Raw genomic sequence first — 20,953 nt, 5'->3', positions numbered from 1 at the left:
ACGCGGTCGCAGCAGAACCTGGAGTACGTCATGAGAACGCTGACGCGTGCTGCGATATTTGCCGCCGCTACCAGTTGCCTGGCCGGCTGCATTAGCGTGGGGCCCGATTACAGTCGCCCCGAGGTGGCGGTGCCCGCAACGTGGCGGGTCGATTTGCCCGCGGCTGAAGAAGTCGTGGACACGGCGTGGTGGGAGCAATTCGACGATCCGGTGTTGAACGACCTGATTCAAACCGCACTGCAGGGCAATCTGGACGTGCGTATCGCAGCGGCGCGTATCGACCAGTTCATCGGCTTGTTGCGCGCTGCGCGCTCGCAGGGTCTCCCGCAGATCGGCTATGGCGCCAACGTGAGCCGCAACCGGACCAGCGAGGTCGGGATGCCGCCGCTGTCCCCCTTGCTCGATCCCGTATTCAATCTCTATCAGGGCATGCTGTCCGCTTCCTGGCAAATCGACCTGTTCGGCCGGGTAAGACGCCTGACCGAAGCCGCGCAGGCGCAGGTCTATGCCAGCGAACAGGCCCAGCGGGGCGTCGTGCTTTCGCTGGTGACAGGCGTGGCGACCAGCTACATCACGCTGCGCGGGCTCGACCGGCAACTCGAAGTCGCACGGGCCACGGCGAGTAACTTCGGCGAAACATTACGCATATTCGAGTTGCGCTATCGCGACGGACTGGTTTCCCAGACGGAGCTTTCCCAGGTGCGCTCGCAGTACAAGCTGGCTCAATCCGCGATACCGGCCATCAAACAGCAGATCGCCATCGTGGAAAACGGCATCTCCATTCTGCTGGGACGTAATCCCGGGCCCATTGCGCGAGGCAAGTCGGTGAGCGAGCTGGTGCTTCCTGTCATTCCGGCGGATCTGCCGTCGACATTGCTCGAGCGGCGGCCCGATATTTTGCAGGCCGAACAGAATCTGGTCGCGGCCAATGCGAATGTCGGCGCCACGCGTGCGCTTTACTATCCCACCCTCTCGCTGACGGGCGCGCTGGGTTCGGTCAGTACCGCGTTCGGCGACTTCCTTTCCGGGCCCGCCTCGCTCTGGTCGGTCGCAGCAGGACTGACCGGGCCGATCTTCACGTCGGGTGCGATTGCTGGCCAGGTGCAGTCAGCCGAGGCACAAAAGCGCCAGGCCGAACTGGTCTACAGGCAGACGGTGCTGGGCGCGTTCAACGACACCAATAATGCGCTCGTCAGCTCACAAATGACCATCGAGCAGACCGCGCTTCAGCAGCAGCGCGTCGATGCTTTGCGCGAATATGCGAGGTTCTCGCGGCTCAAGTTCGAAGACGGGTTGATCGGCTATCTCGAAGTGCTGATATCCGAAAACGACCTGTTCTCCGCCGAGCTTGCCCTCGCCAGCTTGCAGGCCTCGCGCTATAACCAGGTGATCAGCGTGTATCAGGCCATGGGCGGTGGCTGGGTCGATATCGCCGATTCGCATACGCCCGTGTCCCTGAGCGCGGACCGAAAGGGCAATGCCTCGCAGGGCAGGTGACACAGGCTTTAAAGACATAGGACCCGGCGACGCATCACGCAGCATCCGGTCGAATGGATACGCAGCAGAAGACGTTCAAGGTCACTCTGTATTTTGAAGTTGCTTCCAAGAGAAATGCCATGCTACGCACGTCGCTGAAGGTAATAAAAATATGCGTGTCGATCCTGGTCGTGCTCGCGTTACTCGCATTGGGTTTGCGGGCATGGTCTTCGCTGCGCGGCCCGGAACTATCCGCCTGGCACACCTACGTGCCGCGGGAGATGACCGTCGAAGAAATAGACGCCGGCGACTGGCGTGCGTACATGCGGGAGGAGTCGCGGCTTTTCGAGGATGTGCGCGTCAACGTCGTCGAAAAGATCAACGCATCCGAGCGTGTCCCGTCGAACCGATACTACGAAGGCTCACCGATCTATCCGGAGCACTTCGCTCAGGACTGGAACCGCTCGTACATACTGGAACCTCCCGGACCGCCGGTTGGAGCGGTGGTGCTGCTGCATGGCATGACGGACTCGCCCTACAGTTTGCGGCACATCGCGCGCAACTATCGTGACCGGGGCTTTGTCGCGATCGCCATCCGTTTGCCTGGACACGGTACCGTGCCAGCGGGACTGACCCATGTCACATGGCAAGAATGGGCCGCAGCAACGCGACTCGCGGTTCGCGAAGCGCGCCGGCGCGTGGGCCCGGACAAGCCGCTCGAACTGATAGGCTTCTCGAACGGCGGCGCGCTTGCCCTGCAATATGCGATGGACGCCATCGAGAACCCCGCGCTCACGCGTCCCACCCGGCTCGTGCTCATTTCGCCGATGATCGGAGTCACTCGTTACGCGCGGTTTGCGGGCCTCGTGGGACTACCCGCGATGTTGCCCGCGTTCGCGCGGGCCGCCTGGCTCGGCATCGTGCCGGAATTCAACCCCTTCAAATACAACTCGTTCCCGGTAAACGCAGCGCGTCAGTCCTGGCTGCTTACCCGCGCCATCCAGGAGCAGATGACGAGGCTCGAGCGTGAGAATCGGTTGAATTCGCTCCCTCCCGTGCTGACGTTCCAGTCGGTTACCGATTTCACGGTCAGCACCCCTGCTGTCATGTCGTCGTTGTATGACAAGCTTCCCGCAAACGGCAGTGAAATCGTGTTGTTCGATGTGAACCGCAGCGTGAGTTTCAGAACCTTCCTGCGCGTCGCGTCCTATTCGGCGCTCACACGGCTGCTGCGCATCGGGCCGCAGAACTATCGCACCACGGTCGTTGCCAATGCCTCACAGGATTCGGCTCATACGGTCGAACGCAGTGTCGATGCCGGCAGTGTGGCAACTCACGTTCGTCCTTTGGACGTTGACTATCCTCCGGATATCTTTTCGTTATCGCATGTTGCGATTCCATTTCCCGTGACGGATGCACTCTACGGCATCGAGCCGGGCGACGACGAGAACTTCAATGTCAACCTTGGTACGCTCGCGCCGCGCGGAGAACGCGGCACGTTGATTCTGACACTCGACTCGATGTTCCGGATTGCATCGAATCCGTTCTTCCCGTATCTCCTGCAACGCATCGACGAGGGCATCGGCAAGATGCCTCCTCCCGTTGTCGATTCACCGAAGCGCACTCATGAGACCGCTGCCGGGAAGCCGGAGGATCCCGCGGAAGCGTTGAGGGAACTGGAGCAGACCGGCGATGATTACGACGAGCCGTAAGCCGACGGCTGCAACAGCAACTCGACTGGAAGAATCGACAGCATCCGGACACCGAGCCAACCTTGTTACCGAGCCTGGTTTGTCCGATGATACGGGCAGGGTGCGCAAGCTCGCATGGGGCCGCCGCGGCCACCTGCCGGCCAGACGTACCTGTGCAGCACCAGCGCCTGTTGAGTGTTACGTCATACCCGGAGACGAGCACCGTGAACATGACCCGATTGCTGCTTGGCAGCATCATGCTCTTCGTGGTGGGCACGGTGTTGCAGTTGTTATGGCCGCTGGCGCAGCCGGCGTCGTATCACCACTTCGCGGACCAACGCGCGCTGGGCTTGATACCGCATGCCGCGGACGTGCTGTCGAATCTCGTCATTCTGGCGGCAGGGATCGCCTGCCTCGGTTGGGCGAAACGAAATGCGTCGCGGCAGCCGCCAAAATTCCCCGGCATGGTAGTCGCCGGATTCGGGCTCGTGCTAACCGCAATCGGGTCGGCCTACTATCACTGGGCACCTTCCGACGCGACGCTCGTCTGGGACCGCCTGCCGATGACGATCGTCTTCGCCGGCATACTGGCGATGCTCTGGACGTCGAACACCGGGCAGCGCGTGGGCTGGGTACCGTTGCTAATCCTGGTTGCCGTATCGCTAGGCACGATCGAGTACTGGCTCGCAATCAACAGCCTGTGGCCGTACGCGATCCTGCAGTTTGGCGGGCTCATGTTCATCGTCGGCTTGACGCTCACACGCAAGGTGGACAGCGTATTCGGCTGGACGATGGTGATCGTTTTCTACGGGATGGCCAAGCTCTTTGAGAGCCTTGACTGGCAGGTGTGGGAACTCACTCGCCATGTGATCGCGGGGCATGCGCTGAAGCACGTATCGAGCGGCCTGGCCGGTGCCGCCCTGATTCTGGTGGCGAACGCGGCACCGCGCTTTGCTGTCGGCACGGTTCCACCGCAGCCGGCAGCGATCGACCATTCCCGGTCGCCGCGCTGACGTGTTCGGATGACACCGTTTCCGGTGGCCGCCAGGATGGAGCCGGACACGCCGCTGGAATTCTCGCCTTCTTCGAGCGCGCTCTGGTGAGGCGCGCGTTATCCAGGCTGGCGTCCGTCTTCCCAGCGCGGGTCCGCGGTAATCTGCACAATGAGCCGGTTTTCCAGCGGATTCGCGCTGAGCGTTTCCCAGATGCGTTCGCGCAATTCGTCCTGCGAGGCGAGATCGCTTAGCGTGGACGTAGCGCCGACGAGCACGCTGACTTCGACAAAATTGCGCCGGCCCGCCTGGATGACGTGTGTGTGATGGCGCAGGATGCCAAGTTCGCGTTCGAGCTTCGAAAGCGCCATCTCGATCTCCGAACGCGGATTGTTCTCTGCGGGGCTCATGTGCAGCAATTCTGCAAAGCTCGTGCTCACGATCTTCACTGGCGCAGAGAGAAATATCAGTGAGAGCCCCGCGGTCATTGCACTGTCGACATAGCGCGCCCATAGATAGTGAAAGCTTTCGGGCAATATCGAATACACGAAAAAGCCGAGCAGTGTGGCTGCGCTGAACGAGAATTTCATGATCCATTTCCAGCCGTCGGTTTTGAGCAGCTTGGAATTGATCTGCGCGGCCGCGCGTTTTTTATAGACCACCATGGCAAAGCTGATCACGCAACTCGCGGCGCTGATCAGCATGACGCCTTGCGCATTCACCACGTGGCCGCCCGAACGTATCCCCTCAATCCCGTTCACGAAGCCATATACGCAAACGAGCAGCATCATGAGCCCGTTTATGCCGTTCACGAGCGGCTCGAGGAACCAATACCCATATTCGAAACGAGTCGTCGCGGGCCGGCTCACCACGGTGGCCACGAGCAATCCAAGCGCGGAACTCACGAGATTGAGCAGATAGAAAATGGCGGTGAGCAGCAGCGTATCGGATTGCACGAAGAAGCCATAGCCGACGTTGGCCGCGAAACCAAGGCACACGACGTAAATGGAAACCTTCATCGTGCGCTGCTCGACCGCTGCGAGCCGCGCCTTGCGGAGCGCGTAGCTGATAGGCATGGTTCCTCGCTGTCGAACTTTGGAGCGTTTGGATGGCGGCGAGCGCAGTCACGAGGCCGATGGATGCGGGCAGGCGCAGTGGCGCGCGGCTAACGCCACGCCGAGGTGCTCAGCCCGACGATCGCGACGAGTCCGCCGCCCATCACCACGAGAAACGCGCACCACTCGGGCCGGGAAAATAGCGCCTCGCCACGCTCGCGCTGCGCCCACATGTACAGCAGGCTGCCGGGTCCATAAAGCAGTGCGGACATGACGAGCAGCTCCAGCCCGCAAGCGTAAAGCAGGAACAGTGTATAAATCGTGGCGATGCCCGCTGTGGCATAGCGCAGCGTGCGCGTTCGCGCGCTCATGGCCGATTGCGGCAGTGCGCGGATGGCCTTGAGCCCGAAGGTCGCCACGAAAAAGTAGGGGATGAGCGCCATCGCGCTCGTGAGGCGCAGCATGAGCGAGAAGGCGTCGGTGGACCAGTAGGTGCTGATGACGAAGGCCTGTACCACGCCGCTCGTGAGCCAGATCGCGGCGGTGGGAAGCTGCCGCGCATTGCGGCGCGCGAAAATGGCTGGCATGGCGTCCGCCTTCGCGCTCGCAAACAGCACTTCCGCGCAGATCAGCGACCATGCGAGGTAGGCGCCGAGAACGGAGACGATGAGCGCACCGCCGATGAACACGACGCCAGGCGAGCCGATCACGGCGCCAAGCACCGACGCCATTGAGGGTTGCCGCATGACGGCGATATCCACGCGCGAGAGATGCGCGTAGGGCAGCAGCGTCACGAGCACGAGCAGCAACAGCACGAAGGCGAAGCCGAGTATCGTGGCGGCGCCCACGTCCGAGCGCTTTTTCGCGTAGCGCGAATAGACGCTTGCGCCTTCAATGCCGAGAAACACGAATACCGTCACGAGCATGGTCCCTTTGACCTGCGGGGCAAGCCCTCGAGCGCTTTCCGCGAGATTGTCCGTGAATGGCTCCGCGCTCGCATAGACGCTCAAAATGCCGATAAAAACAAAAATGGGCAGAATCTTGACGACAGTAAGAATCGCATTGATGAGCGTGGCCTGCTGAATGCCGCGCAGCAGCATCCAGTGAAACGCCCATATGCCGACCGACGAAACTGCAATGGCAATCGGCGTATTGCCGTTTCCAAATGCCGGCACGAATGCGCCGAGCGTGGATTTGATCAGCACCCAATAAGAGACATTGCCGAAGCAACCGGCCATCCAGTAGCCGAACGCGGAGAGAAAGCCGGCGTAGCCGCCGAAGCCGTCACGTGCATAGGCAAAGATGCCGGAGTCGAGGTCGGGCCGGATTTCGGCGAGAAGCTGGAAGACGCGGGCCAGCATATACATGCCGCCTCCCGCAATGCACCATGAGATGATGGCGGCCGTGGGGCCTGCTTCGAGCGCGAAGTTGCGCGGCAGCGAATAGATGCCGGCGCCGACCATGGAGCCCACGACCATGGCGGTCAGGACCGGCAGCGACAATTTCTGGTCATCCGTCGATTTCATGTTCGAGCCTTTTTCTGATCTTTGACCGGTCGTAATGCGAGCGCGGGAAATCGCGGATAAAAAATGCGCGCCACATTGAATTGCTGAACGATTCTCGAACGAATGTCACGTTGAATACATCATGTGCGAATCGTATTCCATAATGTTCGTCAGGTGTCCGGAGGATGGATGGAAAAAGGCAATTCACCGGGTACATTTTGGCTAAATGTTCGCTAATGACTTTACGTGGAATCGTTAGCAAACAGGCCGAATGAATTGGCGAATCCGCAATGCGCCGCATTAAGGGGGGAATGTCATGCGATATCTCGCTGCAACACTTCTTGGCTCCGTGGCTGTCTCGGTTGCGCTTACCGGTTGCGAGGCGCCGACTTCCGGCTCGGTCTTCACGCCGGCGCAGGCTCAGCAGGTGTTCGTGATCGAACTGGGTACCGTCGAAACCGTGCGGGCCGTCACGATTCAGCCGGGCCCAACGGGCATCGGCGCGATCACCGGTGGCGCGCTAGGCGGCATCGCGGCAGGCAGCAACATCGGGCGCGGCACGGGCGCCGTTGCAGCGGGCATCGGCGGCGCGGTGCTGGGCGGCGCGGCAGGCAACGCCGTGGAGCAGCGCGTCACGCAGAGGCAAGGCCTTGAAATCGTCGTGCGTCTGGATTCGGGACAACTGATGTCGGTGGTGCAGGACGCGGATCAGCAGTTCGTCCCCGGTGATCGTGTGCGTGTGCTGATGGGCAACAACTCGGTACGCGTGACCCGATGAAGTGAACGCAGGTGTGGCTGGTCTGTCGATAAAGCGAAGTCCCGAACAAAAAGCGAGGAAACCGATGGCCGATACCGAGCAGAAGATGAGTCGCGTGCAGTTGACCGCGATGGTAGTCGGGGGCATGGTGGGCGCCGGGATCTTTTCTCTGCCGCGCACCTTCGCCAATGCAACGGGGCCGGTCGGTGCGGCGATTGCGTGGCTCGTGGCGGGCGTGGGCATGTACACGCTCGCGCGCGTGTTTCAGGCGCTCGCGGAGCGCAAGCCGAAACTCGACGCCGGTGTGTTCGTCTATGCCAAAGAGGGCTTTGGCGATTACCCCGGCTTCCTGTCGGCGTTCGGTTACTGGATCGGCAGTTGCATCGGCAACGTTTCGTACTGGGTGCTGATCAAGTCCACACTGGGCGCGTTTTTCCCGATTTTCGGCGATGGCAATACGGTCACGGCCATCGTCGTCGCTTCGATCGGCATCTGGCTGTTTCACTTTCTCATTCTGCGCGGCGTGAAGCAGGCCGCGTTCATCAACACCATCGTGACCTTCGCCAAGGTCATTCCGATCGTGGTGTTTATCGTCATCCTTCTGTTCGTCTTCAAATACGGGACCTTCCATCTGAACATTCAGTCCGCGGCGCAGGAGGGCGGCCTCATCCAGCAGATTCGCGCGACGATGTTCGTGACCGTGTTCGTGTTCATCGGCATCGAAGGCGCGAGCGTGTATTCGCGCTATGCGAAGGAACGCACGGACGTGGGGCGTGCAACGATCTTCGGCTTCGCCGGCGTGACCACGCTCATGGTGCTCGTTTCCATGCTGCCTTTCGCCGTACTGCCGCGCGGGGACGTGGCGGGCATGCGCCAGCCCTCCATGGCGGCCGTGCTCGAAAGCGTGGTCGGTCCGTGGGGCGGGATCTTCGTGAGTATCGGCCTGATCGTTTCCGTGCTGGGCGCGTATCTGGCGTGGTCGCTGATCTGCGCCGAGGTGATGTTCGCGGCGGCGCGCAATCAGGACATGCCGGCCATTTTCGCGCGCGAGAACGCCAACAACGTGCCGGCCAACGCGCTCTGGATCACCAACATCGTCGTGCAGTTGCTGGTCGCGAGCACGTATTTTTCGCGCGATGCGTTCTCGCTGATGCTCAACCTCACGAGTTCGATGTCGCTGATTCCGTATCTGTTCGTCGCCGCCTACGGGTTCATGGTCTCGAACCGCGGCGAGAGCTACGAGGTGCGGCCAGAAGAGCGCAAGCGCGATCTCGTGCTGGCCTCGGTCGCCGTGATCTACACGTTGTTCATGATCGTTGCCGGCGGTCTCAAGTTCATCCTGCTGTCGGCGATTCTTTACGCGCCGGGCACGGTGCTGTATTTCCTCGCGCGGCGCGAGCGCAAGCTGAAGGTTTTCCAGCGCACGAGCGACTGGGTCATTTTCATCGTGGCGGCCGTAGCGGCCATCGTAGGCGTCGTTGCGCTGGCCACGGGCAGTATGGCGGTCTAACGAGAACGAGCGGAGATCGATATGTCCAAGGCGAAGGGCGGTGGCAAGAGTGACAAGGGCGCAAAGGCAGAGAAGGTAGAGAAGGCAGAAAAGGCGGAGAAAGCCGCGAAGGGCGGCAAGACAAAGGCGAAGGACGAGCGCCCGCTCGGCGTGTACTCGGAGGTCGGGCAACTGCGCAAGGTGATGGTGTGCGCGCCCGGCATGGCGCACTCGCGTCTCACGCCGAGCAATTGCGACGAGCTGCTGTTCGACGACGTGCTGTGGGTCGACAACGCGAAGCGTGATCATTTCGACTTCGTCACGAAGATGCGCGACCGCGGCGTCGAAGTCGTGGAAATGCACAACCTGCTCGCCGAAACCGTTGCCGTGCCCGAAGGCAAGAAGTGGATTCTCGACAATCAGATCGTGCCGAACCAGGTCGGGCTGGGGTTCATCGACGAACTGCGCAGCTACCTGGAAGGGCTCGACGATCGCAAGCTGGCCGAGACCTTGCTTGGCGGCCTGTCGATCCACGATTTCCCCGAATCGCATGGCGGCGCGGCGCTCAAGGTCGTGCGCGAAGCGGCCGGATCCACCGAATATCTGCTGCCGCCGCTGCCGAACACGATCTACACGCGCGACACCACCTGCTGGATTTACGGCGGCGTGACGCTCAATCCCCTGTACTGGCCCGCGCGGCACGAGGAAACGATTCTTGCCGCGGCGATTTACCAGTTTCATCCGGACTTCGCGGGCAAGGTCAACGTGTGGTGGGGCGACCCCACGCAGGATCACGGCATGGCGACGCTCGAAGGCGGCGATGTCATGCCCATCGGCAACAAGACCGTGCTGATCGGCATGAGCGAGCGCACCTCGCGCCAGGCGATCAGCCAGCTCGCCGCCACGCTGTTCAAGAAGGGTGCCGCCGAGCAGGTGATCGTGGCGGCGATGCCGAAAATTCGCGCGGCCATGCACCTCGATACGGTCTTCACGTTCGCCGATCGCGACTGCGTGCTGATCGCGCCGGATTTCCTCGCGCAGACCCGCACCTTCACGTACCGGCCCAGCGATCAACCGGCGGGTGTGGAGCTGCGTCAGGAGAAAAAGTCCTTTGTCGAGGTGGTGAGCGCGGCGCTCGGCATCAAGAAAATGCGCGTGGTGGAAGCGGGCGGCAACGACTACCAGCGCGAACGCACGCAGTGGGACAGCGGCGCGAACCTCGTGTGCACCTCGCCCGGCGTGGTGTTCGCTTACGACCGCAACACCTATACGAACACGCTGCTGCGCAAGGCCGGCATCGAGGTCGTGACCATCGTGGGCGCGGAGCTGGGGCGCGGGCGCGGCGGCGGCCATTGCATGACGTGCCCGATCATTCGCGATGCGGTGGACTTCTAGCGTCGCAGGGCGAGGAGATCGTTGCGGGCGCAAGCAATGGCGGCCCGGCCGCGCCGCAATGGTGCCGGATCGATAAGGGTTGCGAAGCCGAGGCTTTCAAAGCTTACGGGCATGCAGACTGCTGCTGGGTCCTGTGGGGTGCGCCATGCGCGCACCTCGCCCCCATCGCAACCATCTGATCCCCGATCATGGACGATTTCCTCAACCGCCTTTTCCATCTGCAGCCCTCGCTGCTCGCCACGATGACGCACGACGTCATGAATGTGATCGTCGCCGTGCTGATACTGGTGGTCGGCTGGTGGGTTTCCAATCGCGTGGCGCACGTGTTCGCGAGCATGCTGGCGCACTCGCACGCCGATCCCACGCTCGCGCCGATGCTCGCGGGCATGGCGGCGTGGACCGTGCGGGTGATTGCGCTCGTCGCCGCGCTCAGCGAGGTGGGCATCGCCACGGCTAGCGTCCTCGCCGCGCTGGGCGCCGCCGGTCTCGCCATCGGCCTGGCACTGCAAGGCACGCTGCAAAACATCGCCGCCGGCATCATGCTGCTGATGCTGCGCCCGTTTCGCGCGGGCGACGTGATCGAAGGCAGCGGCGCGGCGGCGGGCATCGTGTGCGAGGTGGGGCTGTTCACCACGCGCATCGAGCGCGGCGACGGCAATGTCGTCTTCGTGCCGAACAGCCAGATCTGGAGCAATCCCGTCATCAACTACAGCAGCGGCGGCACGCAGCGTATCGACGTCACGGTCGATCTCGCGCGGCGCGACCAGGTGGACGCGGCCATCGACAAGCTCAAGGAGATGGTTTCAGCCGAACCACGTGTGCAGAGCGGTACGACGCTCGCGCCGACGGTCGCCGTGGACTGCTACCCGTCCGGCGGCGGCGCGCGCCTGCTGGTGCGCGCATGGGTGCGCAACGCCGATGCGCAATATGCCGTCGACGATCTACGCGGGCATGCGCGCGAAACGCTCGCCACAGCGGGACTCGCCGTCGCGGGCAGCGCGCGCATGACGGGTGATCATGCAGCGCTCACACGCTCGTGAGCCGTGGTTCGAACACCGCGTTAAAGCACGTTGAGCATGGCGAGCGCGCTTTCCTGCAGGTGCGGCAGGACGCGCTGGAGAGCGGCCTCGGGGCTTTCTTCGCCCATCGGCATGTTGGTGCTGAGTGCGGCGACCACCTCGCCGTTGCGATTCCTGAGCGGCACGGCAATGCCGCGCACGCCCACCTGCAACTGCTGCTCGATGAGCGCGTAGCCGTCCACACGGGCGCGCCCGATTTTCTCGCGCAGGCGCGCGCCGCTCGTGATGGTATGTGGCGTGAAGGGCGACAGCTCGACCGTATCGAGCCACGCTGACACCGCGTCCTGGTCGGCCTCGTGCGCGAGCAGCACCACGCCCGGCGAGATGAGCGGCGCGGGCACGCGCGCGCCGAGCACGAAGCCCGTCGTCATCACGCGCGACACGCCATTGCGCGCGATCACGACGAGGTCCCAGCCATCGAGCACGCTCACATAGGCCGATTCGTTGAGCGTCGCACTCAGCTGCTGCAGATAGGGCTGCACGGTGCGCGGCAGTCGCGCCGAATCGAAATAGGACCAGCCCACGCGCAGCACGCGCGGCGTGAGGCCGTACAGCCGGCCGTCCGTGTACACATAGCCCAGCGATTCGAGCGTGAGCAGATAACGGCGCGCCGCGGTGCGCGAGAGGCCCGTGCGCTCGGCCGCCTGGGTGGGCGTCATACGCGCGTGCTCGCTGTCGAAGGCTTCGAGAATCGCGAGGCCTTTTTCGAGCCCGGCGATCCAGTCGCGCCGGTCCAGTGGCGGTTTCTTCATCGGCGTGCAAGACCCTGTGCTGCGGGGTGGCTCGAAGAATGGAAAAAGCCGCAGGCGCGAAACGCCTGCGGCTTGCGAGCGAACGATCGGCGCTTGCTCACTCGGGCTTCATGCGTGCCGCCACGATCAGCGAGATCAGGCAGCCAATCGCGAGGTACGCGGCGACGAGGTGCCACGAACCGCCGCCAAAGCCCACGAGCGCCACGGCGATGAACGGTGTGAAGCCGCCGCCCACCACGCTCGCGAACTGGTAGCCCACGCCCGCGCCGCTGTAGCGGTACTCGGCGCCGAACAGCTCGGTGAAGAGCGGCTGCTGCACGCTCACGACCATGTCGTGGGCGATGTTCGCGAGCATCACGGAGAAGATCACGATCCAGAGCGTGGCGCGCGCTTCGAGCGCGAGGAAGAACGGCACGGCGCTCAAGAGGCCGATGAACGCGCCGATCAGATAGATGCGGCGCAGCCCGAGGCGATCGGCGAGCCACGCGAAGCAGGGGATCGTCACGCAGGACAGCGCGCCGACGAACAGGCCGATGCCGAGAAAGAGATCGCGCGACATGCCGAGGTTGCTGGTCGAATAGCTCAGCGCGAAGGCGGTCACGATATACATCGTGAAGAGTTCGGCCAGGCGCAGCGCGACGATATACAGGAAGGCTTTCGGGTGGCGCGTGAGCGCTTCGAGCACCGGCATCTTGAGCTTGCGATGGCCGTGCTCGACCTTCTCGACGAACTCGCGCGACTCGTCCATGCTCGAGCGCACCCACAGGCCCACGAGCACCAGCACCACGCTGAAGAGGAACGGCAGGCGCCAGCCCCACGCGCGGAACGCCGCGTCGCCGAGCAGGTGGCTCAGGAGCGCCACGAGGCCGGTGGCGAGCACGAGGCCCACGCCGTAGCCCACCTGCACGCCGCTGCTATAGAACGCCTTCTTGCCGCGCGGCGCGCTTTCCACGGCCATCAGCGCGGCGCCGCCCCATTCGCCACCCACGGCGAAGCCTTGCAGCGCGCGCATCGTGACGAGCAGCACGGGCGCCCACCAGCCGATGGTCGCAAAGGTCGGCAAGAGACCGATGGCCACGGTGGACAGGCCCATCATCATGACGGTCAGCACGAGCATGCGCTTGCGGCCGAGCCGGTCGCCGAAGTGGCCGAACACGACGCCGCCGAGCGGCCGAAACAGGAAGCCCACGCCGAAAGTCGCGAACGCGGCGAGCGTGCCCATGGTCCTGCCGACCTGCGGGAAGAACGCCACGTTGAACACCAGCGCGGCGACGATGCCGTAGAGCAGGAAGTCGTACCAGTCGACGACCGCGCCGACGAAGCTGCCCAGCGCCGCCTTGCGGGCCTGGCTGCGCGACGGCGCGAGAGGGGCGGCGTCGGGCGAGCCGGTGGTGTCGAGGCTTGGGGTCATCAGTTGTCTCCAGACTGTTGCGCATGTGCCATGCTGCGGTATTCACGATATGCGCCAAACGTGAGACGCAGCATAGGGCGGCGCGCGCGGTCCGGCAATGCGTGGCGGCGCCGTTTTGCGCGATTATCGCCCAACTGCGTGCGATTATCGAACGTTTTGCGGGTTTGCACCGAGATGGCGCGTGGACCGCCCGCGCACGGCGGTCTTCGTCTAAATGAACGAACTGGTTAAAATCGGCCTGCCTCATTTGCCAGATTCGCGTCGCCGCAGTCTGCGACGGGGGCAGCGAAGTGTCCGTTTCAGCGCTTGCGTCAGGAGCCCATTGCATGTCCAGCCCCGCTAATCCTCCGCCGCAGGCGGACAACCCGCTCGGCATGGCCGGTCTCGAGTTCGTCGAGTTCGCCGCGCCCGAGCCCGCCGACCTCGGCCGCCGTTTCGAGCAGTTCGGCTTCAAGGCGATCGCGCGCCACGTGAGCAAGGCGGTCACGCTCTACCGCCAGGGCGGGATGAACTTCCTGCTGAACGCCGAGCCCGACTCGTTCGCCGCGCGCTACGCGCAGGAGTACGGCATGGGCATCTGCGCGATCGGCGTGCGCGTCGACAATGCGAGGCGCGCCTTCGAGCACGCCATCTCGCTCGGCGCATGGGCGTTCGAAGGCGAGCGCCTCGGGCCTGCGGAGCTGCACATTCCGGCGATCCAGGGCATTGGCGATTCCCACCTCTATTTCATCGACCGCTGGCGCGGCCGTGGCGGCCAGCGCGGCGGCGTGGGCGACATTTCGATCTTCGACATCGACTTCCGGCCCATCGACGTCGCCACGGCGCATACCGATCTCGATCACGGCGGCACCGGCCTCAGGCGCGTCGACCACCTCACGCAGACGGTGGGAGCGGGGCGCATTGCGGAATGGCTCGACTTCTATCGCGACCTGCTGCATTTCCGCGAGATCCACGAAATCAACGCGAACTGGCATGTATCCGAGGAGTCCCGCGTGATGGTGTCGCCCGATGGCGAACTGCGCATTCCTGTTTATGAGGAAGGCACGCGGCGCACGCAGCTATTGCACGACTATCTGCCCGAGCATCCCGGCGAAGGCGTGCAGCACATCGCGCTTGCGAGCAACGACATCCTCGCGAGCGTCGATGCGCTCAAGGCCAATGGCGTGGAGTTCGTCGAACCGCCGCCCGCTTACTACGACACCGTGGATGCGCGTTTGCCCGGCCACGGCGTGGACCTGGAAGCGCTGCGCAAGCGCCATGTGCTGATCGATGGCGAGATTGGCGAAGACGGCGTGCCGCGGCTCTTTTTCCAGACCTTCGTCAAACGCCATCCCGGCGAGATCTTTTTCGAAGTCGTGCAGCGCAGCGGCCACCACGGTTTCGGCGAGGGCAATCTCGACGTGCTCGCGCGGGCGCGCGAGGCGGGCGCGAAGCCGGCCAAAGCGTAGAACAACACGAAGGCTAAATCCCGCAGTCCGCGACGTCAGCGTTCCACACGTGACTTCGCGGCTGCGCCCGTTGTTTTGCGGGTACGCGCTGTGGCGAGCGCGGCGGCGCGCGGCGAGACCATCGTGCGGCAGCGATGGCGCACCTCCTTGCTGAACTCGGTGCACACCTGCGTCATCAGGTCCGTGGACCGGTACACCATGAACACGTGGAAGTCGGGCAGCTCGTCGCGAATGGGCAGCGTGTGCAACGCGTCGCGCCTGAGGACGAGCGGCCCGCTCATGCCGTAGAAGACGAAGTCCGACCACATGCTGATCACGTCCGTGCAGGTCGCGAGCTGCAGGCCGAGCAGGTTCGACACGCTGTGCACGATGCGCTTGGGCATCTCGAGTCGATTCAGGCGCATGAGGCTCGCGAGCGGGCAGCCGGGATCGTCGAGCGGGTCGAGCGTGAGCCAGTCGGCTTCGAGCAGGTCGCGCAGGCGCGTCGTGTGTGCAAGCGGATGGCCGGGGCGCGTGGCGAGCACCATGCCCACCGAGAAAAGCGGCTCCCACTGAAACGCGCTCGTGCCGGGGCCGCTGTTCGTCGAGATGAGCGCGAGGTCGAGGCGGCCTTCGCGCAACCCTTCGAGTATCTGCTGCGGCCGCATTTCATAGGCATGCACCGCCACGCCCGGAAAGCGCGCGCGAAACGCCGCGATCGACTCGGGCAGCGGCCCGCTCGATGCGACGGCGGAAAAACCGATGTTCAATTGCGCCTCGGCATGGCCGCGCATGCCTTCGATATCTTCCAGCGCGTGGCGCAACTCCTGTTCGACCACGCTCGCGCGCTTGGCGAGCGCGCGCCCGTAATTCGTCAGGCTCACGCCGCGCACCGAGCGCGACATGAGCGTCACGCCCAGTTCGCGCTCCAGCTCCGCCACCGCCTTGGAAAGTGCCGGCTGCGAGATGTGCAGGCTGCGCGATGCCTCGTGCATGCTGCCGTGCTGCGCGAGCGCGAGCAGGACGCGCAACTGGTGCAGTTTCATCTGTGAGGCTCCCCGCGCGTGGCGCTCCAATGGTCTCCGATCGGTGGAGATTCTAAACGTTGCGCAACGCGGCGAGGATCGGGGCGCGGTGCACCCGGTGCTATGTCGATACTTTGCCGACCAGATGAAAACGCGATGAGGGATGCCAAAGCTCGACGGCGGTCGCCACGGCGCTGCCGACCCACGTACGCCGCCACATCAGCAGGCAGGGCTCGCCAATATTCATCGAAAGATGGCGTCGTATGTCCGCATCCGGTTTTTGCGCGTAGATGCGGAACTCCGCCCGTTGAACCGGCGCGAGCCGCATCATGTAGTGATTCGGTGTTTCCCGTGTGAAGTCCTGCTCGAGATAACCCGGAAACACATGGGGGTTCACGTAGCGGTCCTCGTACAGAATCGCTTCGTCTTCCTCGTAGTGGACGATACGCGAATGGAACACGGAACCGCAGCCGAGCTCGAGTGCGGCCATCGCCTGATCGTTCGAGCTGGCGCCCAGCGTCAGCACCCGCGCGCTGTGCCGGTGACCCCGCGCGGCGATTTCGTCGGCAATGTTGCGAACCTCGAGGACGGTCGATTCGACGTCGCGCGAGGCGACGAATGTTCCCGCGCCCTGAACGCGTCTGAGCACATGCTCGGCCGACAGTTCGCGCAGCGCGCGCGACACGGTCATGCGCGCGACGCCGAATTCCTTGACGAGCTCCGTCTCCGACGGAATGGCCTCACCCGGCTTCCAGGTCCCGTCCGTGATTCGATCGAGCACGTAGCGCTTGATCTGCTCATACGCTGGAGCGACCTTGTGCGCTGTCGCGGATTGCGTCGAGTTGTCGATCAGCGAAGATGGCGCGTTCATCCCTGACCTCGCTTCAGACGCCGACAGTGCCGGGAACCGCGCTGCTCGCCGGGGCCGCCATATTGCGTGCGATTGGCGGCATGTCTGGCTCCGTTTCCCGCGAGACGGTCCCGGCGCCGTCACATGCCGGGCCGGGAAGCGGCGGCGGGGCGGCGTCGGCAACGAGGCGAAACGCGAAAGTCATGTCGTCGGAGAGCGGGCGGTCGTCGCGATAGGTCGGCAGCGTGGCGCGCACGCTGGCGTAGAGCGCGTCCGTATAGGGCGCGCGCGCCGCGTCGAGCGGCTGCAGATCGTAGGCTTGTGCCGCAGCGAGCAGTTCGATGCCGAGAATGCGGTTGCTGTTCTCGATGACCGCGAGCGCCTTCAGCGCGGCCGGCGTCGCATGGCACAAATGGTCTTCCTGCAGCCCCGATGTCACGCCGCCGTCGAGACTCGCGGGAGCGGCTTCACGGCGGTTCTGCGCGACCAGCGACGCGGCGGTGTACTGCGCAATCATGAAGCCCGAACGCGTGCCGCATGCGTGCGCGAGGAAGGCGGGGAGGCCGCTCACGAGCGGGTTGACCAGGCGGTCGAGGCGGCGTTCGGCCATCGCCGCGACCTGTGCAATCGCGGTAGCGAGACTGTCCATGGCGAGCGCGATCGAGGCGCCGACCGCATGCGCCTGCGAGTACACCTGGGGCGACTCCGGCGTGCCGGCCACGATCGGGTTGTCGGTCACCGAGGCCAGCTCGCGGTTCACGACTTCGGCCGTTGCCGCGAACGTGTCTCGCGCGGCGCCGTGCACGTGCGGAATCGTGCGGACGCTGAGCGGGTCCTGGGTGCGCCGCCCGAGCGAGATCTCGAGCAGCGCGCTACCGGCGAGCGCCGCGCGCAGACGCTCGCCCACGCAGGCGAGGCCCGGCGACACACGAAACGCGAGCGAACGGGTGTCGAACGCCGCGATCTGGCCGCCCAGATTCTCGAAGCTCATTGCGGCCACGACGTCGGCCCAGTCGAGCAGGCGCTCCGCGCGGTGAAGCGCGAGCGCCGCGAGCCCGGTCACGCACGGCGTGCCATTCACGAGGCTCAAGCCCTCCTTCGCGCCGAGCGACAGGGGCTGCAGGCCGAGCCGCTGCAGGGCTTGCGCGCCGCTGAGGCGCTCGCCGTTCCAGCGCACATGGCCCGCGCCCACACAAACGAGCGCGATGTGCGCCATATGGCTCAGATAGCCGACGGAACCGAACGCGGGCACCTCCGGAAGGCAATTCGCCTCCAGCAGCGTGGCAAGGCGCTCGACGACTTCGAGGCGCACACCCGAGTGTCCATGCGCGAAGTTGTTGATGGCCGCAGCCATGATCGCGCGCGTCTCGTCTGCGCCTAGCGGCTCGCCCACGCCCACTGCGTGGCTCATGAGGATGTTGTGCGACAGGTCGTGCTGTTCGTCTTGCGAGACGATCACATCGCACAGCGCGCCCACGCCCGTGTTCACGCCATACGCACGGATGCTGCGCGCGACGATCTGTTCGACGAGCACACGGGCGCTGCGAATGTTCGCCTGCGCATCGGCGCCGAGGATCAGCGGCTGGCCTGCGGCGACGCTAGCGATCGCGCGCCAGTCGAGTGGATTCTGGGTACGGGTGATGGCCATGGGAGTGCGTGGTGCGGGTTTAGTGAGCGTTGCGATCCTGGTGGCTCGACACGAACTGGCGGAAGCGGTCCGACTTCAGTTCGCCGAATACCTCGTCTGGCGTGCCATCCGAATCCACCTGGCCCTGGTGCAGGAACATCACGCGATTCGAAACATGGCGCGCGAAGCCCATCTCGTGCGTGACGACGAGCATCGTGCGGCCTTCGTCGGCGAGCGTGCGCATCACGCGCAGCACTTCGCCGACCAGCTCGGGGTCGAGCGCCGAGGTCGGCTCGTCGAACAGCATCACCTTCGGATGCATCGCGAGCGCGCGCGCAATCGCCACGCGCTGCTGCTGGCCGCCCGACAGGTGTGCAGGGTAGTGGCCGCGCTTGTCGGCAAGGCCGACCTTGGCGAGCAGCGCCTCGGCTTCTTCGACCGACTCGGCGCGGCTGCGCTTGAGCACGCGCATGGGGCCTTCGATCAGGTTCTCCAGCACGGTCATGTGCGACCACAGGTTGAAGTTCTGAAACACCATGCCGAGCAGCGAGCGCACGCGGTCGACCTGACGGCGGTCGCCCGGTTGCAGCTTGCCGTCGCTGCGGCGCTTCATCTTGAGTTCCTCGCCTGCGAGCGCGACCGAGCCGTCGTCCGGCGTCTCCAGCAGATTCAGGCAGCGCAGGAACGTGCTCTTGCCCGAGCCGCTCGCGCCGAGAATCGAAATGACGTCGCCCTCGTGAGCGTCGAGCGAAATGCCCTTGAGCACGTGATGGTCACCGAACGATTTGTGGATGTTGCGCACCGACAGCGCAATGGGTGCTGACGTATTCATCAATCTCTCCAGGTAGGGCGGCGGGTCACGACGCGGCACGCGTGGCTTCGAGCGGCGCGGCGGGTTTGCGCGGGGCGGGCGGCGCCGCGCGCAGGTGGCGCGACAGCCGTTGCTCGAGGAAGCCGATCACGCGCACGACCACGAAGTTCAGGAACAGGTAGATCAGCGCCGCGCACGTAAACACCTCGGTGGTGCGATAGGTCTGCTGAATGATCTGCTGCGCAACCCCCGTCACTTCCCAAACGGTGACGAGGCTTGCCAGCGCCGTCGACTTGACGAGCAGCACGGCTTCGGTCGAATACGCGGGCAGGCACTGACGCAGCGCGATCGGGCCGATCACGCGGCGCAGCAGGGCGAAGCCGGAAAGGCCGATCGAGTAGCCGGCTTCAATTTGTCCGACGGGCACCGCCATGAGGCCGCCGCGGATGATCTCGGCCGTGTATCCCGCCGTGCACAACGCGAGCGACAGGACCGCGCAGACATAGGGTTCGCGCAACACCGGCCACAGGAAGCTTTCGCGAATCACGCCGAACTGCCCGAGGCCGTAGTAGACGAGGAACATCTGGATCAGCAGCGGCGAGCCGCGAAATACGAGAATGTAGGCGCGCGCAAAACGGTTCGGCAGCCAGTGCGGCGAGACGCGCATCGTGACGATCACGAGCGAGAGCAAGCCGCCCAGCACGAGCGACGCGAAGAAAAGACCGAGCGTTGTGGGCACGGCGCCGATGAGCTGGCGCATCGTGTCGAGCAGGAACGCGAAATCGATGTTCATGAGTGTGCGCTCCCCGATCAGTTGCGCGCAAAGTTGCGCTTGAACGAGCGGCCGACGACCGCTTCGGCGCGACCGAAGACACGGTTCGACACACCCGTCATGGCGAGATAGAGCAGACCGCCGACGACGAAGAAGAGGAAGTACTGGTGCGTCGAGCCCGCTGCGATCTGGCTCGCCCGCAGCAACTCGGCGAGCCCGGTGACCGAAATCAGTGCGGAGTCCTTGAGGCTCAATTGCCAGACGTTGCCGATGCCGGGCAGCGCGTAGCGCAGCACCTGCGGGATCAAAATGCGGCGAAACAGCGTGAGCGTCGGCATGCCGATCGCGCGAGCGGCTTCGAGTTCGCCGCGTGCAACGGCGAGCACGGCTGCGCGATAGACCTCGGCCTGATAGGCACCCGAAATCATGCCGACCGCGAACGCGCCGACGGCGAAGGGCGGCACGCCGACGAATCCATCGGCGCCGAACCACTGACCGACGGTGGTGACCAGAGAAGAGCCGCCGAAGTAGAACAGATAGATGACGAGCAATTCGGGCACGCCGCGAAAGACGGTCGTGTAGAAGTCGCCGAACACGCGCAGCACGCGCAGGCGCGAGAGTTTTGCGGCGGCGATGAGTGCACCGAACACGGCGCCGATTGCCAATGCGGCAAGCGTGAGCACGACCGTCATCAACGCGCCGAGGAGCAGAACGCTACCCCAGCCGTCCGGCCCGAGGCCGAGTGTGTTGAATAGCGATAACAGAGACATGGCAGGGATCCACGCGGATGGGGGAGCGAGGGCGCGCGTCGGGCGCGGCGCGCGCGGCCAGGATGCGGC

Annotated in this window: 18 protein-coding genes; 8 read left to right on the top strand and 10 right to left on the bottom strand. The window is 64.3% G+C overall.

Annotation, left to right across the window (positions count from 1 at the left end):
- The first annotated feature begins 30 nt into the window (after positions 1-30).
- The 3 genes from AB4Y35_RS06565 to AB4Y35_RS06555 all read left to right on the top strand — a co-directional run bounded on the left by AB4Y35_RS06565 (position 31) and on the right by AB4Y35_RS06555 (position 4,180).
- Positions 31-1,497, top strand: a complete 1,467-nt coding sequence (locus AB4Y35_RS06565) for an efflux transporter outer membrane subunit (RefSeq protein ID WP_368703789.1) — start codon at positions 31-33, stop codon at positions 1,495-1,497.
- A 119-nt stretch (positions 1,498-1,616) separates the two neighbouring features.
- Entirely contained in the window at positions 1,617-3,188 is a 1,572-nt protein-coding gene (locus AB4Y35_RS06560) for an alpha/beta hydrolase (RefSeq protein ID WP_368703872.1), read from the top strand.
- 209 nt (positions 3,189-3,397) lie between these two features.
- Positions 3,398-4,180 carry a hypothetical protein gene (locus AB4Y35_RS06555; RefSeq protein WP_368703871.1) on the top strand — a complete coding sequence of 261 codons (783 nt, stop codon included), beginning with the start codon at positions 3,398-3,400 and terminating at the stop codon, positions 4,178-4,180.
- A 98-nt stretch (positions 4,181-4,278) separates the two neighbouring features.
- Here AB4Y35_RS06555 and AB4Y35_RS06550 read toward each other — a convergent pair whose 3' ends face one another.
- Positions 4,279-5,235, bottom strand: a complete 957-nt coding sequence (locus tag AB4Y35_RS06550; protein WP_368703788.1) for a cation diffusion facilitator family transporter — start codon at positions 5,233-5,235, stop codon at positions 4,279-4,281.
- Positions 5,236-5,324: 89 nt separating this feature from the next.
- Positions 5,325-6,740 carry a basic amino acid/polyamine antiporter gene (locus AB4Y35_RS06545; RefSeq protein ID WP_368703787.1) on the bottom strand — a complete coding sequence of 472 codons (1,416 nt, stop codon included), beginning with the start codon at positions 6,738-6,740 and terminating at the stop codon, positions 5,325-5,327.
- Between the two features lie 295 nt (positions 6,741-7,035).
- Here AB4Y35_RS06545 and AB4Y35_RS06540 point away from each other — a divergent pair, with 295 nt between their 5' ends.
- From AB4Y35_RS06540 to AB4Y35_RS06525, 4 genes are all read left to right on the top strand, one after another.
- On the top strand, positions 7,036-7,497 hold the full coding sequence (locus AB4Y35_RS06540) for a hypothetical protein (RefSeq protein ID WP_368703786.1): 462 nt from the start codon (positions 7,036-7,038) through the stop codon (positions 7,495-7,497).
- 64 nt (positions 7,498-7,561) lie between these two features.
- A complete protein-coding gene (locus tag AB4Y35_RS06535; RefSeq protein WP_368703785.1) occupies positions 7,562-8,986 on the top strand; it encodes a basic amino acid/polyamine antiporter in 1,425 nt (474 codons plus the stop codon).
- A gap of 21 nt (positions 8,987-9,007) precedes the next feature.
- A complete protein-coding gene (arcA, locus tag AB4Y35_RS06530) occupies positions 9,008-10,360 on the top strand; it encodes an arginine deiminase (RefSeq protein WP_368703784.1) in 1,353 nt (450 codons plus the stop codon).
- 188 nt (positions 10,361-10,548) lie between these two features.
- Positions 10,549-11,400, top strand: a complete 852-nt coding sequence (locus tag AB4Y35_RS06525; RefSeq protein ID WP_368703783.1) for a mechanosensitive ion channel family protein — start codon at positions 10,549-10,551, stop codon at positions 11,398-11,400.
- Between the two features lie 20 nt (positions 11,401-11,420).
- On the opposite strand, the gene AB4Y35_RS06520 is transcribed toward AB4Y35_RS06525, so the two are convergent.
- Positions 11,421-12,191, bottom strand: a complete 771-nt coding sequence (locus AB4Y35_RS06520; protein ID WP_133184545.1) for an IclR family transcriptional regulator C-terminal domain-containing protein — start codon at positions 12,189-12,191, stop codon at positions 11,421-11,423.
- Between the two features lie 97 nt (positions 12,192-12,288).
- Positions 12,289-13,602: a shikimate transporter gene (gene shiA, locus AB4Y35_RS06515; RefSeq protein WP_368703782.1), complete on the bottom strand. Its 1,314-nt coding sequence runs from the start codon at positions 13,600-13,602 to the stop codon at positions 12,289-12,291.
- A 326-nt stretch (positions 13,603-13,928) separates the two neighbouring features.
- Between shiA and AB4Y35_RS06510 the strand changes: the two genes are divergently transcribed.
- On the top strand, positions 13,929-15,050 hold the full coding sequence (locus tag AB4Y35_RS06510; RefSeq protein ID WP_368703781.1) for a 4-hydroxyphenylpyruvate dioxygenase family protein: 1,122 nt from the start codon (positions 13,929-13,931) through the stop codon (positions 15,048-15,050).
- 35 nt (positions 15,051-15,085) lie between these two features.
- Here AB4Y35_RS06510 and AB4Y35_RS06505 read toward each other — a convergent pair whose 3' ends face one another.
- From AB4Y35_RS06505 to AB4Y35_RS06480, 6 genes are all read right to left on the bottom strand, one after another.
- Positions 15,086-16,075, bottom strand: coding sequence for a LysR family transcriptional regulator (locus AB4Y35_RS06505; protein ID WP_368703780.1), 990 nt, complete (start codon positions 16,073-16,075; stop codon positions 15,086-15,088).
- Positions 16,076-16,175: 100 nt separating this feature from the next.
- The gene (gene hutC / locus AB4Y35_RS06500) at positions 16,176-16,925 is read right to left on the bottom strand and encodes a histidine utilization repressor (protein WP_368703779.1); all 750 of its coding nucleotides are present in this window, start codon (positions 16,923-16,925) and stop codon (positions 16,176-16,178) included.
- Positions 16,926-16,938: 13 nt separating this feature from the next.
- The gene (hutH, locus tag AB4Y35_RS06495; protein WP_368703778.1) at positions 16,939-18,552 is read right to left on the bottom strand and encodes a histidine ammonia-lyase; all 1,614 of its coding nucleotides are present in this window, start codon (positions 18,550-18,552) and stop codon (positions 16,939-16,941) included.
- 19 nt (positions 18,553-18,571) lie between these two features.
- Positions 18,572-19,363 (bottom strand): ABC transporter ATP-binding protein, encoded by a 792-nt coding sequence (locus AB4Y35_RS06490; RefSeq protein WP_368703777.1) that lies wholly within the window; start codon positions 19,361-19,363, stop codon positions 18,572-18,574.
- Between the two features lie 25 nt (positions 19,364-19,388).
- Positions 19,389-20,135 carry an ABC transporter permease subunit gene (locus tag AB4Y35_RS06485; protein WP_324159270.1) on the bottom strand — a complete coding sequence of 249 codons (747 nt, stop codon included), beginning with the start codon at positions 20,133-20,135 and terminating at the stop codon, positions 19,389-19,391.
- A gap of 17 nt (positions 20,136-20,152) precedes the next feature.
- Complete coding sequence (locus tag AB4Y35_RS06480; protein WP_069267091.1) at positions 20,153-20,884, bottom strand: ABC transporter permease; 732 nt, start codon at positions 20,882-20,884, stop codon at positions 20,153-20,155.
- Between the last annotated feature and the right edge of the window lie 69 nt (positions 20,885-20,953).

Source organism: Paraburkholderia sp. EG286A (assembly GCF_040965375.1).
In the GTDB taxonomy this organism is placed as follows: Bacteria; Pseudomonadota; Gammaproteobacteria; order Burkholderiales; family Burkholderiaceae; genus Paraburkholderia.
The sequence above is the reverse complement of the archived record's forward strand: the minus strand, read 5'-3'. Positions and strand labels throughout refer to the sequence as shown.

Excerpts from the sequence above, each read along its gene's own strand:
- AB4Y35_RS06480 (WP_069267091.1), bottom strand. The coding sequence starts at position 20,884 with ATGTCTCTGTTATCGCTATTCAACACACTCGGCCTCGGGCCGGACGGC.
- AB4Y35_RS06520 (WP_133184545.1), bottom strand. The coding sequence starts at position 12,191 with ATGAAGAAACCGCCACTGGACCGGCGCGACTGGATCGCCGGGCTCGAA.
- AB4Y35_RS06560 (WP_368703872.1), top strand. The coding sequence starts at position 1,617 with ATGCTACGCACGTCGCTGAAGGTAATAAAAATATGCGTGTCGATCCTG.
- AB4Y35_RS06540 (WP_368703786.1), top strand. The coding sequence starts at position 7,036 with ATGCGATATCTCGCTGCAACACTTCTTGGCTCCGTGGCTGTCTCGGTT.
- AB4Y35_RS06525 (WP_368703783.1), top strand. The coding sequence starts at position 10,549 with ATGGACGATTTCCTCAACCGCCTTTTCCATCTGCAGCCCTCGCTGCTC.
- hutH (WP_368703778.1), bottom strand. The coding sequence starts at position 18,552 with ATGGCCATCACCCGTACCCAGAATCCACTCGACTGGCGCGCGATCGCT.
- AB4Y35_RS06550 (WP_368703788.1), bottom strand. The coding sequence starts at position 5,235 with ATGCCTATCAGCTACGCGCTCCGCAAGGCGCGGCTCGCAGCGGTCGAG.
- AB4Y35_RS06505 (WP_368703780.1), bottom strand. The coding sequence starts at position 16,075 with ATGAAACTGCACCAGTTGCGCGTCCTGCTCGCGCTCGCGCAGCACGGC.
- shiA (WP_368703782.1), bottom strand. The coding sequence starts at position 13,602 with ATGACCCCAAGCCTCGACACCACCGGCTCGCCCGACGCCGCCCCTCTC.
- AB4Y35_RS06565 (WP_368703789.1), top strand. The coding sequence starts at position 31 with ATGAGAACGCTGACGCGTGCTGCGATATTTGCCGCCGCTACCAGTTGC.
- AB4Y35_RS06510 (WP_368703781.1), top strand. The coding sequence starts at position 13,929 with ATGTCCAGCCCCGCTAATCCTCCGCCGCAGGCGGACAACCCGCTCGGC.
- AB4Y35_RS06535 (WP_368703785.1), top strand. The coding sequence starts at position 7,562 with ATGGCCGATACCGAGCAGAAGATGAGTCGCGTGCAGTTGACCGCGATG.
- AB4Y35_RS06485 (WP_324159270.1), bottom strand. The coding sequence starts at position 20,135 with ATGAACATCGATTTCGCGTTCCTGCTCGACACGATGCGCCAGCTCATC.
- arcA (WP_368703784.1), top strand. The coding sequence starts at position 9,008 with ATGTCCAAGGCGAAGGGCGGTGGCAAGAGTGACAAGGGCGCAAAGGCA.
- AB4Y35_RS06555 (WP_368703871.1), top strand. The coding sequence starts at position 3,398 with ATGACCCGATTGCTGCTTGGCAGCATCATGCTCTTCGTGGTGGGCACG.
- hutC (WP_368703779.1), bottom strand. The coding sequence starts at position 16,925 with ATGAACGCGCCATCTTCGCTGATCGACAACTCGACGCAATCCGCGACA.
- AB4Y35_RS06545 (WP_368703787.1), bottom strand. The coding sequence starts at position 6,740 with ATGAAATCGACGGATGACCAGAAATTGTCGCTGCCGGTCCTGACCGCC.
- AB4Y35_RS06490 (WP_368703777.1), bottom strand. The coding sequence starts at position 19,363 with ATGAATACGTCAGCACCCATTGCGCTGTCGGTGCGCAACATCCACAAA.